This window comes from Streptomyces sp. NPDC001508, from assembly GCF_040298665.1.
Lineage (GTDB): Bacteria > Actinomycetota > Actinomycetes > Streptomycetales > Streptomycetaceae > Streptomyces.
Window position 1 is genome coordinate 16,826 of sequence record NZ_JBEPAP010000061.1, and the last position, 15,559, is coordinate 32,384.

A 15,559-nucleotide genomic window follows, 5' to 3' on the forward strand; every position below is an offset into this window, starting at 1 on the left:
GTTGGTGAGTCAGATGGTGGCCGGGCGGCCGAGCGCGGGGCCCAGCACGGTTGCCATGTCGGTGAGGATCTGCACATAGTCCTCGTGTTCGAAGGTGAAGGGCAGCGCGAACGCCACCTCGTCGATCTCGCGGAACGCGGCGTGCGCGTGCAGCCGTTCGGCGATCTCGGCCGAACTGCCCACCAGGTCGGGCGCGAACAGCAGCCGCGCCGGACCCTGCGGGGACGTGGTGCGGGGCAGGCGCCGCGCCGCGTACTCGGCGTACTTGGCGCGCTGCCCGGGCGTCGCGGAGTCGGTGGGGATCACCACCAGGCCCTGGGAGACACGGGCCGCGTCACCGTCCGGGTGGTGGGCGCGGAACTCACGGATGTGGGACAGCTGGATCTCGGCGAAGTCCCGGCTCTCCTGCGGATCCTCGGCCTTGACGACGCTGCTCGTCAGGAAGTTCATCCCGTGCTCGCCCGCCCAGCGCGCCGAGCGCAGGCTGCCCCCGCCGTACCACAGTCGGCTGCCGAGCCCCGGGGAGTGCGGCTGCACCACCCGGGAGAACACCTCGAAGCCTTCCGTACCGCCGAAGTCGGTGGCCGGCCTGCCGCGCACCAAGTCCACCAGTCTGCGCACCCGTTGGTGACTGAAGTCCTCGGCGTCCGCCGTGTCCGGGTACAGGGCGTCCTTGACCTGGTCGTAGTGCATCGGCGGGCCCACGCTCACGCCCGGGTTGAGACGCCCGCCGGACAGGATGTCGACCGTCGCCAGGTCCTCGGCGAGGCGCAGCGGGTTCTCCCAGCCCAACGGGGTGACCGCGGTGCCCAGTTCGATCCGGCTGGTGCGCTGCGAGGCCGCCGCCAGGACGGCGACCGGCGAGGAGATGCCGTACTGCAGATGGCGGTGGCGCAGCCATGCGCTGTCGAAGCCGAGCCGTTCACCCAGCTCGATGATCTCCAGCGTGGACTCGTGGCCCCGGCCCGGATCGGCCGCGTCGAACAGTCCGATCGTGAGGAAGCCCAGCTTGCGCAGCGGGCGGTCGGTGGGCGGCACGGGGTCCTCCGGAGGTCGTACGTCAGGTCCGTCCCGATTGTGGCAGGCGAACATTGCGGGCGTGTGATCACTCCACCGGGATGATGACCTCGTCCTCGACGACGCTCGGCCTCGTCTCGGGCGACGCCCCTGGGTGGTTCACCAAAGTGGAGGACTCCCTGTGCCGGACCGGCTTTGTGGGGGACGACACCGCCGTCACGACCGGCTGACGCGGCACAGCCGGCGTCCCGCACGCGCAACCGCTCCGCGCGCGGGACGCCGCCCGCGTCAACTGAGCGGATCCAGCGTGAGATACGCCTGCTGCGGGCCGCCGTCGTGCACCAGCGACTCCTGGTTGCCGACATCGTCGAAGGCGAACGCGTACGCCTTGCCGTCGGCCGTCTGCCCGTGGATGAGCCGGGCGTAGTGGTTCGTCACCCCGTCCTGGTAGAAGCCGGCCGGGTTGTTGTCGGGCTGGTCGGCGTTCGTCAGCAGCGTGGACCGGTTGAAGGCGGCGCACAGCGTGCGGGAGATCGGGCCGCTTACCGCGTCGTTGGGCGCGTCCAGCAGCTTGTGGCAGCCGAACACACTGTCCGCGTCCGGCTTCTGGAAGCTCGTCACCACAGTGCCGGAGCCGTCGGTGAAGTTCATGACGCCGCCCGAGACCCGGCCGTAGTACTTGGTGCGCGGCTGGTCGCCGAACGGCGAGACCGTGAGCGTCGAGGTGGCGTACTTGTTCCAGACCCGGCCCACATAGTCGTCCATGACGGACGCGGGAAGCGCGCCGGTCTCCAGGCCGTGCCCGGGCGAGAGCGCGCGCAGCACGGTGCCGTCGGAGCGGGTCTGGATCAGGCCGCCCCAGCCGCCCGGCTGACCGCGCAGCCCGTCGAACACCCCTTGGTAGCCGCCCGGTTTGAGATGACCGGTGGTGCTCACGCCGCCGTCCGCGCGCCGCACGCCGACCGCGTACGGCACCGAGAACATGTCGACCTGGGTGCTGTTGAGCCACAGCCCCGCGTCATTGAGCGTGTACTCGGACCAGTTGAACAGGATGTCCCGGTTGGGGTCGCCGGGGTTCTGCACGGCCGGCTGCACCAGACCGCCGGTGGTCAGCTTGAACACGAGCTTCTGGCCGTAGGAGAAGTAGACCCGGCCGGAGAACTTGGGGATCCGGATCGTCGTCGACTGCCCCGCGGCGGGTCCGGGAATCGCCGCGTCCGGGGCGGGAGTCGGCGGGTTGCCGCCCGCGGGCCAGGCGTGGAACGTGCCGTTCGCGTCGGCCCAGCCCTGCTGTCCCGTGGAGAGCTGGGTGCCGATGTCGTAGAGGTACACCGGGTCGGTGCGGCCGGAGTTGTGGGTCACCGTCAGGGCGATCGTGTCCGGCACCGCGGCATCGGCGCGGTCCGGTGCGCCGAGCGCGAGCAGCGCGCCGACCAGGGCGGTCGCGGCCGCCAGGGACAGCGTGGGGCGCGTGAGTCGTAGGAGCACTCTCCACCTCCGTGTGGGGTCGGGGTCGTACGGGCTTGGTCCGTACCTGTATGAGAGCGCTCTCAGCGTTCCGTCGAGACGCGGCCATGTCAATGCACGGCGCGGTTCACAAGGTGCGCTCCAGCAGGTCGAGCAGCGCGGCCCAGTGCCGCTCGTCCGCCTCCCGGTCGTAGGCCGGGGTGTCCGCCTGTGTGTACCCGTGCCGGGCGCCCGGATAGACCTCGCACCGGTGCCGCACGCCCGCCGCGGTCAGCGCGTCCTCCAGCCGGCGGATCTGCTCAGGGGGCAGCGAGGAGTCCCGGTCGGCGTGGCCGAAGTACGCCTCGGCGGTGATGTGTTCGGCGACCAGGTGCGGGCTGTCCGGGTTCTCGGTGGCCAGTTGCCCGCCGTGGAACCCGGCGACCGCCGCGACCCGCTGCGGATGGGTGCCGGCGGTCAGCAGGGCCAGCCGGGCACCCATGCAGTAGCCGGTCACCGCGACCGGGCCGTCTGCCGCCGGCGGGCTGTCGGCGAGGAACCGCAGCCAGGCACCCGCGTCCCGCATCGCGAGGTCGGGCGTCAGCGACTGCATGACCGGGCCGATCCGCCGCCAGATGTCCGGGTCCTCGGCCGGGTCGATGAACTCGGGCAACTCGACGACGGGGACGCGTCCGTGCCGGTAGAACACATTGGGCAGCAGAACCGTGTAGCCGGCCTCGGCGAGCCGGTCGGCCATCGACCGAAGATGCGGGCGCAGCCCGAACGCGTCCTGGAAGAACAGGACGGCCGGACGGGGACGCTCGTCACCGGGATGGACCAGATAGGCGTCGGCGACGCCGTCCTCGGTCGGGATGTCCACGGTCGTTCCCTGTACGGCGGTCATGGCGGGGGGAGCCTTTCTGCGGGGGTGGTCGCCCGGGAGCGGGACGCCCCCGGCGGTGCGTGTACGGGCCATGCTGTCACGCGGGATTCACGTGCGCGCAGTGGGTCTCGTCCGGTGGGCCGGGCTCGTCCGGGCTCATTCGAAGCGGGCCGGGTCGCCCGCTCCCCGCCGCAGCACCTCGGCCTCGCCGCCGGAGAAGTCCACGACGGTGGTGGGCTCCGTGCCGCAGTCCCCGGAGTCGACCACCGCGTCCACCACGTGGTCGAGCCGGTCCTTGATCTCCCAGCCCTGGGTCAGCGGCTCGTCCTCGTCGGGCAGCAGCAGCGTGCTGGACAGCAGCGGTTCGCCGAGTTCGGCGAGCAGCGCCTGGGTGACCACGTGGTCCGGGATGCGCACGCCGACGGTCTTCTTCTTGGGGTGCAGCAGCTTGCGCGGCACCTCCCTGGTCGCCGGGAGGATGAAGGTGTAGCTGCCCGGCGTCGATGCCTTCACGGCCCGGAACACATCGTTGTCCACCCGCACGAACTGGCCGAGCTGCGCGAAGTCCCGGCACATCAGGGTGAAGTGGTGCCGGTCGTCGAGACGGCGGATCGAACGGATCCGGTCCATGCCGTCACGGCTGCCGATCTGGCACCCCAGGGCGTAGCAGGAATCGGTGGGGTACGCGATGAGGGCGCCTGAGCGCACGGCGTCGGCGATCTGGGTGATGCTGCGCGGTTGCGGATTGTCGGGGTGCACGTCGAAGTACTTCGCCATCCGCCGAGCTTAAGCCGTCCCCCACCCCCGCGCCGCCCTGAGCCGGACACCCCCATGGGCCGGACCACGCGGCCGCCGCGCGGCGTGGCGGGGGCGTGGGGGGCGTGGGGGCGCGCAGGAGGGGCGGTGGCGGCGCGGCGGGGTGTCGCCGGGCAATGGGGTGTGCGGGGGCCGCGCAGTGGGGGAGGCTGAGTGTGCGGGGGCGGGTCGGCGTGTGCGTGGTGGGGGGCTGTGTCGGGTGGGCGTCGGCGCGGCGCTGTGCGGCCGGGCGGCGGGGCGGGGCGTGGCCGGAGGAGCGGTGGTGGCGGTGGGTGCGGGGAGCCGCGCAGGGAGGAGCCGGGCGGGCGTGCGGGTGGGGCGGCGTGTGTCGTGCGGGTGTTTTCTGGCCGGCGGCGGGCGGGACGCCTCGGCTTCGTCGGCGGGTGCGCACTCGCCTCGCTCACCCGTCGCCCCCACCCCCGGCGGGCTACTGTCCCAGACAGACCCCGTCCGCACCCCCGTCAAAGCGGGGCCCCCGCTGCCCGCGCCGCGCGGGGCCCGCCCGGGCGTCCCGCGCTGCCCGCGCAGGCGGTGGCGTCCCAGAAGAGCCGGGGGAAGGATCCGTAGGCATACCTCAGGTCCGTCGGGGAAAGCGACGGACAAGCCGCTCGGGCCCACCCCCCCGGCCCGAGTCGGTCGGCTCCGTCGGCGGTCCTTCCCCCGGGACCGCCGGCGGAGAACAAGGCCCACCGGGCAGACGCCCGGGCGGAACCGGAGCGGAGCCGGAGCCGTGCGTCGGGTAGCGTCCATCCCGTAGACCGGGGTCAACGGGATGGACGAGGAGAAGCGCGAGATGGCCGGCCTGGCGGACGAGGGCCCGCACATACGGACGACGCGCGGCGAGGACGCCGCCTGGGCCGAGGAACTCCTCGACCAGCTGCGGTCCACCGGACGAGACCTGAGCCGGGTCGTCGACTGGCTCGCACGGAACGTGGACGGCACCGTCTGCCTACGGGACGACGCCGGAGCCGTACTCGCGGGCGAACCGGTGCCGCTCGCCGACCCGCTGGTCGCGGACGTGGTGAGCGGCCGGATCTCGTCCGCCGCGGTGGCGGACGGCGGGCGGCACGTCCGCCTGGTCGCGGTGCGCCACCGCGGACCGTTCCGGGAGGCGACGGGCGTACTGGCAGTGGCCCGCGCCACCCCGTTCGACCGGCGCAGCGCGGAGATCGTGACCCGCACCGCCCCGGTCGTCGAACTCCTGCTGCGCGAGAGGGAACTGACGGCCGCCGGGCGGCGGCTCAGCCGGGCCACCGCCGACCTGCGGCTGGCCATCCTGCAACTGCTGATGGTGGAGGACATCGTCGCCGCCCGCCGGGTCGCCGCGGGCCTGTGGCCCGGCCTGCTCGACACCGACACCGCCAGCGTGTACGTCGTCGAGGGGGCCGCCGAGGAACGGGACCGGCTCGTCGACGAGTGCGTCGAGGCGACCGGCGGCCGGGCCCTCGTCGTGCGCTGCCCCGCGATGGACCGGCATGTCATCGTCCTCAGCCCCGCCGCCACGGCGGAGGAGCGACTGCGCCCGCTCGTCGACGGCCGCCCCGGCACCTATCTCGGCGGCAGCGTCCGGCAGAGCCTCGCCCAGACCGCCCTCGCCTACGGGCAGGCCATCAGCGCCCTCGCCGTCGCCCATTTCCGCCCCGAGCAGACGGCCGTCTACGCCGAACGCACCCAGCCGGAGACGCTGATGGACCTCGTCGCCCTGCGCGCCTGGTCCGCCGACCTGCTGCGCCCGCTCGACACCCTGCCCCACCACACCAGGGCCGAACTGCTCGCCACCACCCGGCTGGGCCTGGAGTACACCGCGGTCAGCGCGGCCAAGGTGCTCGGCGTCAGCCGCAACACCGTACGGGCCCGCATGGACCGCGTGGAGGCGCTGCTGGACACCGACTTCTCGGACCTCGCCGTCCGCGCCACCGTCCACCTCGCGCTGAACACCCAGGCGGGCTGCGCCGTGCCCGGCGGGCCCAGACCGGCCGCCCAGGCGCCCGCCGTCGGGCTCGGCGGGCTGCTCGCCGGCTCCGCGATCCGCACCTGGGCCCATGACCTGCTCGACCGGCTGACCCACGACGGACGGGATCTGCGCGGCACCCTGCGCGCCTGGATAGGCGCCGGCGCGAACGCCGAACGGGCCGCCCAGGACCTCGGCGTGCACGCCCAGACGGTGCGCGAGCACGTCCGCAGCGCGGAACCCGTCCTGGAACGCCAACTCCTCGCCTCGGGCAGCGACCTGTACGAGGTCGTCCTCGCCCACCTGGTGATCGGTGACCTCCCCGAGCCCGTACTGCGCCGCACGAGACAGGGCCGAAAACAGGGTCAAACGGACTCGGCTGTGCACGGGTGAGTCCTCGCGGCGCCGCAGCGGGCACCGGCGCGATACCCGCACGGCCGGTCGCGCACGTAGGTTCGGCACTCGATGGGGGCACGACCGGAACGGGGGACCGGTCGCGCCCCCACGGTGCGCTCCCCGCCGTGCGACCCGCCCCGGCAGCGGTGCGCAGCCCGGCCGACGTCCGGGCACGGTCCTGGAAGTCCCGTACGCGGCACCCGAGTTGAGCCGACGCCTGGCTTGCGGCGGGCGGAGTTCACACCCGGCCGGAGCACGCCGCCGGGTGGCGGTGCCGCCGTCCGCTTTCGGGTGACCCGGCAGCCCGGCACCCGGGAGCGTAGCGGCGGATGCCCGACGATCGCATCGGCCGGGCCGACGGACCCGCGCCCTCGTCCGCCGGGAGAACACCGTGCACATCCTGCTCGTGGCCAGCGCCTTCAACAGCCTCACCCAACGCGTCCACGCCGAACTGCGTGACCGCGGGCACACCGTGGCGGTGGAACTCGCCCTGCCCGGCCACTGCCTGACCGAGGCCGTGGACCGCCACGACCCGCACCTGGTCCTCGCCCCGATGCTGAGGACGGCGATCCCCGCCGAGGTGTGGACGGTGCGGCCCTGCCTCGTCGTGCACCCCGGCCCGCTCGGTGACCGCGGCCCCTCCTCGCTGGACTGGGCCATCCACGAGGGCGCCGAGACCTGGGGTGTCACGGTCTTGCAGGCACAGGAGGAGATGGACGCGGGCGCCGTATGGGCGACGGTCGGCTGCCCGCTGCCCCAGGTGGCCAAGAGCGACCTGTACCGGGGCGAGATCGCCGACGCCGCGCTGACCGCCGTGACCCTCGCCGTGGAGCGCTTCGCCTCGGGCACCTACCGGCCCGTACCGCAGCGGACCGGGCGCACCCGCCCCTACCTCGACCAGAGCGTCCGGCGGATCGACTGGGCCGCCGACTCCACCCGCACCGTCGTGCGCAAGCTGCGTGCCGCGGACTCGCGGCCCGGCGTGCTCGACGTCCTGTGCGGCGAGGAGTGGTACCTGCACGGCGGCCACCCCGAGTACCGGCTGCACGGCGCGCCCGGAGCCCTGCTGGCCACCCGTACCGGCGCGGTCTGCCGGGCCACCACCGACGGCGCCGTGTGGATCCCCGAACTGCGCCGCAGACGGGTTGCGGGGCAGCCGCCCGCGGTCAGGCTGCCGGCGGTGACGGCCCTCGGGGACCGGCTGCCCGACCTGCCCGAGTTCCCGCCCGCGACGACGGCGGACGCGGGCAGCCGCGCCTGGAGCGACATCTGCTACCGGGAGGACGGCGACGTCGGCTTCCTGGAGTTCTCCTTCCCCGGCGGCGCGATGAGCACCGCGCAGTGCCGGCGCCTGCTCGCCGCCTACCGCGAGGCATGCGCACGCCCCACCGCCGTACTGGTACTGGGCGGCCGGCGCGACTTCTTCTCCAACGGCATCCACCTCGGCGTCATCGAGGCCGCCCCGGACCCCGCCGCCGAGTCCTGGGCGAACATCAACGCCGTCGACGACCTCGTGGAGGCGGTCCTGACCACCACGGACCGGCTGGTCATCGCCGCCCTCGCGGGCAACGCCGCCGCCGGCGGGGTGATGCTCGCCCTCGCGGCCGACGAGGTCTGGTGCCGCTCCGGGGCCGTGCTCAACCCGCACTACCGGCTCATGGGCCTGTACGGGTCGGAGTACTGGACGTACACGCTGCCCCGCCGGGTGGGCGCGGCGGCGGCCGAGCGGCTGATGGCGGACGCCCTGCCGGTGAGCGCCGCGGGCGCCCTGCGGGCCGGCCTGGCCGACCGGGTGCTCGCGTGCGGGCCCGGGGACTTCGCGGCGCGGACGGCCCGGCTCGCGGCCCGGCTCGCCACGATGCCGGGGACACCGTCCCGGATCGCGGCCAAGAAGGCGGAACTGGACCGCCAGGAGTGTCTCGAGCCCCTGGCCGCGTTTAGGCAGCGCGAGCTGGCCCGGATGCGCGCCGTCTTCGACGACCCGGACGCCCCCTACCACGCGCTGCGCCGGGCCTTCGTACGCAAGCAGCGCCCGTCCGGCACACCGCAGCACCTCACCCGCGCCACCGGACCGCGCGCCGGCACGCAGCGCAGCGGCCCGACCAGGTCCCGCGTCACTGGAACGGACCGCGCCGACCTCTCATCGCCCGCAGACGCCTGGTAGCAAGAAACCAAGAAGCCAAGAAAATACGGCGGCCGACGTGTCCGCCGCCGTCCCCCTTCCTCACCTCCCCTACCTCCCCGAGGAGGCGGTCCCATGACTCCGGCCACACCCGGCAGCGCCGAGGCGACCCACACCGGTGGCACACCCGCGGGCGAGACACCCACGATCCACATCCTCTGGATCAACGCCGGGCTGAGCTGCGACGGCGACTCGGTCTCGCTGACGGCCGCCATGCAGCCGACCATCGAACAGATCGTGCTCGGTGTGCTGCCGGGGCTGCCGAAGATCGAGGTGCACTGGCCCCTCATCGACTTCGAAAGCGGTCCGGTCGGCGGCGCCGACACGTTCATCGAGTGGTTCTTCAAGGGGGAACGCGGCGAGATCGACCCCTTCGTGCTGGTCGTGGAGGGCTCCGTGCCCAACGAGGCGATCAAGCCCGAGGGTTACTGGTGCGGCTTCGGCAACAACCCGGAGACCGGCCAGCCGATCACCACGAGCGAGTGGATCGACCGGCTCGCGCCCAAGGCCCTCGCCGTCGTCGCCATCGGCACCTGCGCCACCTACGGCGGCATCCACGCCATGGCGGGCAACCCGACCGGCGCGATGGGTGTGCCCGACTACCTCGGCTGGAACTGGAAGTCCAGGGCGGGCATCCCCATCGTGTGCGTCCCGGGCTGTCCGATCCAGCCCGACAACTTCGCCGAGACCCTCACCTACCTGCTCTACCAGGCGGCGGGCTCCGCCCCGATGATCCCCCTGGACGACAAGCTCCGCCCGACCTGGCTGTTCGGCGCCACCGTGCACGAGGGCTGCGACCGGGCCGGCTACTACGAGCAGGGCAACTTCGCCGACACCTACGACTCGCCCAAGTGCCTGGTCAAGGTCGGCTGCTGGGGCCCCGTCGTGAAGTGCAACGTGCCCAAGCGGGGCTGGATGAACGGCATCGGCGGCTGCCCGAACGTCGGCGGCATCTGCATCGCCTGCACCATGCCCGGCTTCCCCGACAAGTTCATGCCGTTCATGGACGAGCCACCCGGCTCGACCCTGTCGACCAAGGCCAGCAGCGCCTACGGCGCGGTCATCCGCCGACTGCGCAACATCACCGAGCACACCGTCGACAAGGAACCCAAGTGGCGCCACACCGGAAGCAGGCTCACCACCGGGTACCGGCCGCCGTGGTGAGTGCCACCGGCGGCCCGCCCGCGGCGGCCCGTCCTCGAACCCGTTCGCACCCTCCGCACCTCCCGCTCGCAGAAGGGCACCACTGACACGATGGCACCGACGACCAAGGCGGCCGGCGACGGTAGCGGCCTGATCGAGATGTCCTGGGATCCGATCACCCGGATCGTGGGCAGCCTCGGCATCCACACGAAGATCGACTTCAAGCAGAAGCGGATCGCCGAGTGCTACAGCACCTCGTCCATCTTCCGCGGCTACAGCGTCTTCATGCGCGGCAAGGACCCGCGCGACGCACACTTCATCACCAGCCGCATCTGCGGCATCTGCGGCGACAACCACGCCACCTGCTCGGTGTACGCGCAGAACATGGCCTACGGGGTCAAACCCCCGAACCTCGCCGACTGGATCATCAACCTCGGTGAGTGCGCGGAGTTCATGTTCGACCACAACATCTTCCAGGAGAACCTGGTCGGGGTGGACTACTGCGAGAGGATGGTCAAGGAGACCAATCCGGGCGTCCTCGAACTCGCCGAGCGCACCGAGGCACCGCACGCCGCCGAGCACGGCTACCGCACCATCGCCGACATCATGCGGTCCTTCAACCCCATGGAGGGCGAGCTCTACCGCGAGGCGCTCCAGGTCAGCCGCTCCGCCCGGGAGATGTTCTGCCTGATGGAGGGCCGCCACGTACACCCCTCCACGCTCTACCCGGGCGGCGTCGGCACCAACGCCTCCGTGCAGCTCTTCACGGACTACCTCAGCCGCCTGATGCGCTACGTCGAGTTCATGAAGCGCATCGTCCCGCTCCACGACGACCTGTTCGACTTCTTCTACGAGGCCCTGCCCGGCTACGAGGAGGTCGGCCGGCGGCGCGTCCTGCTCGGCTGCTGGGGAGCGCTCAACGACCCCGCGTACTGCGACTTCACCTACGCCAACATGACGGACTGGGGCCGGCGGATGTTCGTCACCCCGGGCATCGTGGTCGACGGCAAGCTCGTCACCACCGACCTCACCGAGATCAACCTCGGTATCCGCATCCTGCTGGGCAGCTCCTACTACGAGGACTGGCAGGGCAGGGAGCGGTTCGTCACACACGACCCGCTCGGCAACCCGGTCGATGCGCGCCACCCCTGGAACCAGCACACCATCCCCGCCCCGCAGAAACGCGACTTCGACGGCAAGTACAGCTGGGTGATGTCGCCGCGCTGGTTCGACGGCAAGGACCATCTAGCCCTGGACACCGGCGGCGGCCCGCTCGCCCGGCTGTGGACCACCGCCCTGGCCGGCCTGGTCGACATCGGCGGGGTGCGGGCCACCGGGCACAGCGTCGTCATCAACCTGCCGCGCACCATGACCCGGCCCGAGACCACCTTCGAGTGGACGATCCCGAAGTGGAGCAACACGCTGGAACGCAACCGCGCGCGCAGCTACTTCCAGGCCTACGTCGCCGCCCTCGCGGTGCACTTCGCCGAGCAGGGCCTCGAAGAGGTACGCGCCGGACGCACTCAGACCTGGGAGAAGTTCGAGGTACCCGACGAAAGCATCGGCGTCGGATTCACCGAGGCGGTCCGCGGCCTCCTCTCCCACCACATGGTGATCCGCGACGGCAAGATCGCCAACTACCACCCCTACCCGCCCACGCCGTGGAACGCCAGCGTCCGCGACCCCTACGGCACACCGGGCCCCTACGAGGACGCCGTGCAGAACACCCCCATCTTCGAGGAGAACCCGCCGGGCAGCTTCAAGGGCATCGACATCATGCGTACTGTGCGCAGCTTCGACCCGTGTCTGCCCTGCGGCGTCCACATGTACGTCGGCGACGGCCGCACCGTGGAGAAGATGCACATGCCCACCGGCCTGAGCGGACTGGGCGGATGAGCCCCACCACCGCACCGGCCCACGCGGAGCGGGCCGGCCGGCGCATCGAGGAGGTACTGGACCGGCTCTCCGGCACCGCGGACCCGGCCGCCGTCGCCGCGGCCGAGGAACTGGTCCGCTCCCTCATGGAGTTCTACGGCGCGGGACTCGCCCGGATCATCGAACTGCTGTCGGCCCCCGAGGACCGTCCGCGTGCCGAGGCCCTGTTCGGCGACGCACTCGTCGCGAGCCTGCTGCTCCTGCACGACCTGCACCCCGAGGACCTGACCGCCCGCATCGACCGCGCCCTGCACGGCCTCGACGGCGCCGACCGCAGTCTCCTCGAAGTCCTCGGCTTCGACGAGGCGACCGGAACCCTGCGGCTGCGCGCGGCGTCCGGCGGGGGCTGCGGCTGCGCCGCCGGCGCACCGGACCTGCGACAGGCCGCCGAGGACGCGCTCTCCTGCTTCGCCCCCGAGGTCACGGCCGTGCAGGTGCGCACCGAACCGAGCCGCAAGGAGCCCGCACTGCTGCAGATCGGCACCCGCCCCGGGGCCGGTGCATGAGCACGACCTCGGCCCCGACGGCACGGGCCGGCCGCGGCCTGCGCCGGTTCCTGACCGAACGCCCCGCACAGCCCGAACGCTGCGGGCTGTGCGCGGCACCGGTGGCGGACACGGACCACCGTCACCTCGCCGACACCGAGCAGCGGTCCCTGGTCTGCGCATGCCCGCCCTGCTTCCTGCTGATGGAACGGCCGGGTGCGGGCGCGGGCCGCTTCCGCCCGGTGCACGCCCGCTACCTCACCGACCCCGGCCAGCGGTTCGACGCCCGCGCCTGGGACACCCTGCGCATCCCGGTCTCCGTCGCGTTCGTCTTCCGCAACACCGCCCTCGACCGCCTCGTCGTCCTCTACCCGAGCCCGGCCGGCGCCACCGAGAGCGAAGCGGAACCCGGGGTGTGGACCACGGTCCTCGGCGAGAGCACCCTCGCCGGCCTGCTCGAACCGGACGTCGAGGCACTGCTGCTGCGCCGCACCGACGACGGCTGCGCCTGCTTCCTGGTGCCCATCGACATCTGCTACGAACTCATCGGCCGCATGCGGCTGTTGTGGCAGGGCTTCGACGGCGGGGCCGAGGCCAGGGCCGCCCTGGACGCGTTCTTCACCCACGTCGAGACCATGGCCCGGCCCGTCGGCACCGAGGACCGGCCATGACCGAACTCTCCTTCACCTGCGCCGGGGTGCGCGCCGACCGCTACGCGGCCGGGCCGACCCTGGTGTTCCGGCTGCGCGTCACCACACCCGGCGACGAACCCGTGCACGCCCTGGCCCTGCGCTGCCAGATCCGCATCGAACCCGCCCGGCGCGGCTACGACCGTGCCGAGGCCGACGGGCTCGTGGACCTGTTCGGCGAACCGTCCCGCTGGGGCAGCACCCTCAAACCGGTGCAGTTCGCGCAGGTCCCGCTGATGGTGCCCGGCTTCACCCGGGAGACCGAGACCGACCTCGTCGTGCCCTGCACCTACGACATGGACATCGCCGCCACCCGCTATCTCGCCGCGCTCGACGGCGGTGAGGTGCCGCTGCTGATGCTGTTCTCCGGAACGGCGTTCACCGGAGCAGGCGGCTTCCGCGTCGAACCCGTCCCCTGGGACCGGGAGGCCGCCTTCCGGATGCCGGTCGCGACCTGGCGCGAGATGGTCGATCAGCACTTCCCCGGCTGCGGCTGGATCCGGCTGCCCCGCGACACCATGAACGCCCTGCTGGCCCACCGCTCACGCCGGGCGCTGCCCTCCTGGGAGGCGACCGTGCGGGACCTGCTCGCCCATGCCGGGCCCGCGCCGGAATCCGCCCTGCCCGGCACGACCGGAAGGACCGTCTCGTGAGCGTGACCGCGTTCGCCCCGCAGACCGAGGCGCGCCTCGCCCTCGCCCGGAAGGCGGCCGACGCCGTCCTCTTCGAGGGCTATGTGCTCTACCCCTACCGGGCCTCCGCCGCGAAGAACCGGCTGCGCTGGCAGTTCGGCGTGCTGGTGCCGCCCGGCTGGGGCGCCGAACGCGAGGAACACGCCTTCCAGCACACCGAGTGCCTGCTGGAACCGAGGGACGGCGCCCTGCTCGCCGTCGAACTGCGCTTCCTGCGCGCCCGCCGCCGCACCGTCCAACGGGCCCGCGCGGACGGCGACTTCGAGACCGTACCGGAACTCCGCCTGGCCGACCGGGTGCTGGTCCCCTGGGACGAGGGGATCGAGGAGCGCGTCGAGGCGGTCGTACCGGTCGCCGACCTCCTTTCCGGGGATGTCACGGTGCCCTTCGAGCGATGCGCGGGCACCGAGCACGAGACGGTCCAGGACCCGGCGGGCCGGACGGCCGGCCGGACCGTCCACGAGTACGCGCCGCTGGCCGGCCGGCTGCGGCTGTCGGCCCGCGAACTCGACGGCCCCTGCCGGGTGGTGCGGCTGACCGCCGTCGCCGAGAACACCAGCGACTGGACCCCGCCGGCCGGCCAGGCCGCCGACCGTGACGCGGCACTCCCGCGCTCCCTGGTGGCCGCCCACCTCCTCATGGCCGTGGACCGGGGATCGTTCCTGTCGATGACCGACCCTCCCGAGTGGGCCCGGGGCGCGGTCGCCGCCTGCCGCAATCTGCACACCTGGCCGGTGCTGGCCGGCGAGCCGGGCCGCGCGGACGTGGTGCTGTCCTCACCGATCATCCTGGAGGACCACCCGGCCATCGCGCCCGAGAGCCCCGGCGCGCTGTACGACGCGACCGAGATCGACGAGATCCTGGCGCTGCGCACCGCCGCCCTCACCGACGAGGAGAAACGTGAGGCGCGGGGCACCGACGAGCGGGCCGCCGCCGTGATCGACCTGGCGGACTCGTTGCCGCCCGAGGCGCTGGAGCGCCTGCACGGCGCGGTCCGCGGCCTGCGCGAGGTGACCCGGCCGGCCGCCGACACCGGCTCGCCCGACGAGCACGGTGTGCCGCGGCCGGGCACCCCGTGGTGGGACCCGGCCGGCGACGCGGGGTACGACCCCGGCCGCGACAGCGTTCTGGTGGCCGGCCGTCCGGCGGGCGCGGGCAGCCGCCTCGTGCTGCGGCCCGGGCTGCGCCGCACCGACGCCCAGGACCTGTTTCTGCGCGGGCGCACCGCGACCGTCGAGGCCGTGCTGCACGACGTGGACGGCGCGGTGCACGTCGCGGTCACCGTGGACGGCGACCCGGGCGCCGATCTGCGCCGCGCACAGGGCCGCTTCCTGTACTTCCAGCCCGACGAACTCGACTGGCCTCGGGAGCGCGCATGAGCGCGCGTCCCGCGGCCGGCCGGGTCCTCGTCGCCGGCGTCGGGAACGTCTTCCTCGGCGACGACGGCTTCGGCGTGGAGACCGCCCGGGTCCTGGCCGGCCGGTCACTGCCCCGGCACGTCGAGGTGCTGGACGTCGGGGTACGCGGAGTGCACCTCGCCTATCAACTCCTCGACGGATACGACACGTTGATCCTGGTGGACGCCACCGCGCGCGGCGGACCGCCGGGCACCCTGTACGTCATCGAGCCCGGGAGCGTCCCCGTGCCCGGCCCGGCGCTCGCCCCGCCGGACGGACACCACATGACCCCGGACGCCGTGCTCGCCCTGCTCGGCACCCTGTGCGCGGGCACCGGCGGGCAGCCCCCGCGCCGCACGCTCGTCGTCGGATGCGAACCGGCCTGTGTGGCCGAGGGGATGGGGCTGAGCGGGCCAGTGTCCGACGCCGTACCGCAGGCCGTCCGGCTCGTCGAGGACCTGCTGGGCGCGTCCCGCGAGCCCGAGCCATGTCCGCCGGCCGGCGAGGCCGTGAACTGAGGAGAGACC

14 protein-coding genes are annotated in these 15,559 nt (G+C 72.9%); 10 read left to right on the forward strand and 4 right to left on the reverse strand.

Annotated features, from left to right (window positions below):
* Positions 1-9: 9 nt before the first annotated feature.
* Positions 10-1,038 (reverse strand): LLM class flavin-dependent oxidoreductase, encoded by a 1,029-nt coding sequence (locus ABT245_RS36390; RefSeq protein WP_351742437.1) that lies wholly within the window; start codon positions 1,036-1,038, stop codon positions 10-12.
* An 80-nt stretch (positions 1,039-1,118) separates the two neighbouring features.
* Here ABT245_RS36390 and ABT245_RS36395 point away from each other — a divergent pair, with 80 nt between their 5' ends.
* Positions 1,119-1,247 (forward strand): hypothetical protein, encoded by a 129-nt coding sequence (locus ABT245_RS36395; protein ID WP_351742439.1) that lies wholly within the window; start codon positions 1,119-1,121, stop codon positions 1,245-1,247.
* A gap of 58 nt (positions 1,248-1,305) precedes the next feature.
* On the opposite strand, the gene ABT245_RS36400 is transcribed toward ABT245_RS36395, so the two are convergent.
* The 3 genes from ABT245_RS36400 to ABT245_RS36410 form a co-directional block, all read right to left on the reverse strand.
* Entirely contained in the window at positions 1,306-2,505 is a 1,200-nt protein-coding gene (locus tag ABT245_RS36400; RefSeq protein WP_351742442.1) for a glycoside hydrolase family 64 protein, read from the reverse strand.
* Positions 2,506-2,611: 106 nt separating this feature from the next.
* Positions 2,612-3,367, reverse strand: coding sequence for a dienelactone hydrolase family protein (locus ABT245_RS36405; protein ID WP_351742445.1), 756 nt, complete (start codon positions 3,365-3,367; stop codon positions 2,612-2,614).
* Positions 3,368-3,502: 135 nt separating this feature from the next.
* Positions 3,503-4,123, reverse strand: a complete 621-nt coding sequence (locus tag ABT245_RS36410) for an L-threonylcarbamoyladenylate synthase (RefSeq protein ID WP_351742448.1) — start codon at positions 4,121-4,123, stop codon at positions 3,503-3,505.
* Positions 4,124-4,955: 832 nt separating this feature from the next.
* Between ABT245_RS36410 and ABT245_RS36415 the strand changes: the two genes are divergently transcribed.
* The 9 genes from ABT245_RS36415 (at position 4,956) to ABT245_RS36455 (ending at position 15,550) form a co-directional block, all read left to right on the forward strand.
* On the forward strand, positions 4,956-6,506 hold the full coding sequence (locus ABT245_RS36415) for a helix-turn-helix domain-containing protein (RefSeq protein WP_351742553.1): 1,551 nt from the start codon (positions 4,956-4,958) through the stop codon (positions 6,504-6,506).
* 394 nt (positions 6,507-6,900) lie between these two features.
* Positions 6,901-8,673 carry a hydrogenase maturation protein gene (locus ABT245_RS36420; protein WP_351742450.1) on the forward strand — a complete coding sequence of 591 codons (1,773 nt, stop codon included), beginning with the start codon at positions 6,901-6,903 and terminating at the stop codon, positions 8,671-8,673.
* A gap of 93 nt (positions 8,674-8,766) precedes the next feature.
* Positions 8,767-9,855 carry an NADH-quinone oxidoreductase subunit B family protein gene (locus ABT245_RS36425; protein ID WP_351742453.1) on the forward strand — a complete coding sequence of 363 codons (1,089 nt, stop codon included), beginning with the start codon at positions 8,767-8,769 and terminating at the stop codon, positions 9,853-9,855.
* 90 nt (positions 9,856-9,945) lie between these two features.
* Complete coding sequence (locus ABT245_RS36430) at positions 9,946-11,730, forward strand: nickel-dependent hydrogenase large subunit (protein WP_351742455.1); 1,785 nt, start codon at positions 9,946-9,948, stop codon at positions 11,728-11,730.
* Positions 11,727-12,275 carry a NifU-related iron-sulfur-binding protein gene (locus ABT245_RS36435; protein ID WP_351742458.1) on the forward strand — a complete coding sequence of 183 codons (549 nt, stop codon included), beginning with the start codon at positions 11,727-11,729 and terminating at the stop codon, positions 12,273-12,275. The genes ABT245_RS36430 and ABT245_RS36435 overlap by 4 nt, the downstream gene beginning before the upstream one ends.
* Positions 12,272-12,925, forward strand: coding sequence for a DUF5947 family protein (locus ABT245_RS36440; protein ID WP_351742460.1), 654 nt, complete (start codon positions 12,272-12,274; stop codon positions 12,923-12,925). Before ABT245_RS36435 ends, ABT245_RS36440 begins: the two co-directional genes overlap by 4 nt.
* Positions 12,922-13,596, forward strand: coding sequence for a DUF6084 family protein (locus ABT245_RS36445; protein ID WP_351742463.1), 675 nt, complete (start codon positions 12,922-12,924; stop codon positions 13,594-13,596). Before ABT245_RS36440 ends, ABT245_RS36445 begins: the two co-directional genes overlap by 4 nt.
* Positions 13,593-15,014, forward strand: coding sequence for a hypothetical protein (locus tag ABT245_RS36450; RefSeq protein ID WP_351742466.1), 1,422 nt, complete (start codon positions 13,593-13,595; stop codon positions 15,012-15,014). Before ABT245_RS36445 ends, ABT245_RS36450 begins: the two co-directional genes overlap by 4 nt.
* Positions 15,011-15,550: a hydrogenase maturation protease gene (locus ABT245_RS36455; RefSeq protein WP_351742468.1), complete on the forward strand. Its 540-nt coding sequence runs from the start codon at positions 15,011-15,013 to the stop codon at positions 15,548-15,550. Before ABT245_RS36450 ends, ABT245_RS36455 begins: the two co-directional genes overlap by 4 nt.
* The last annotated feature ends 9 nt before the right edge of the window (positions 15,551-15,559 follow it).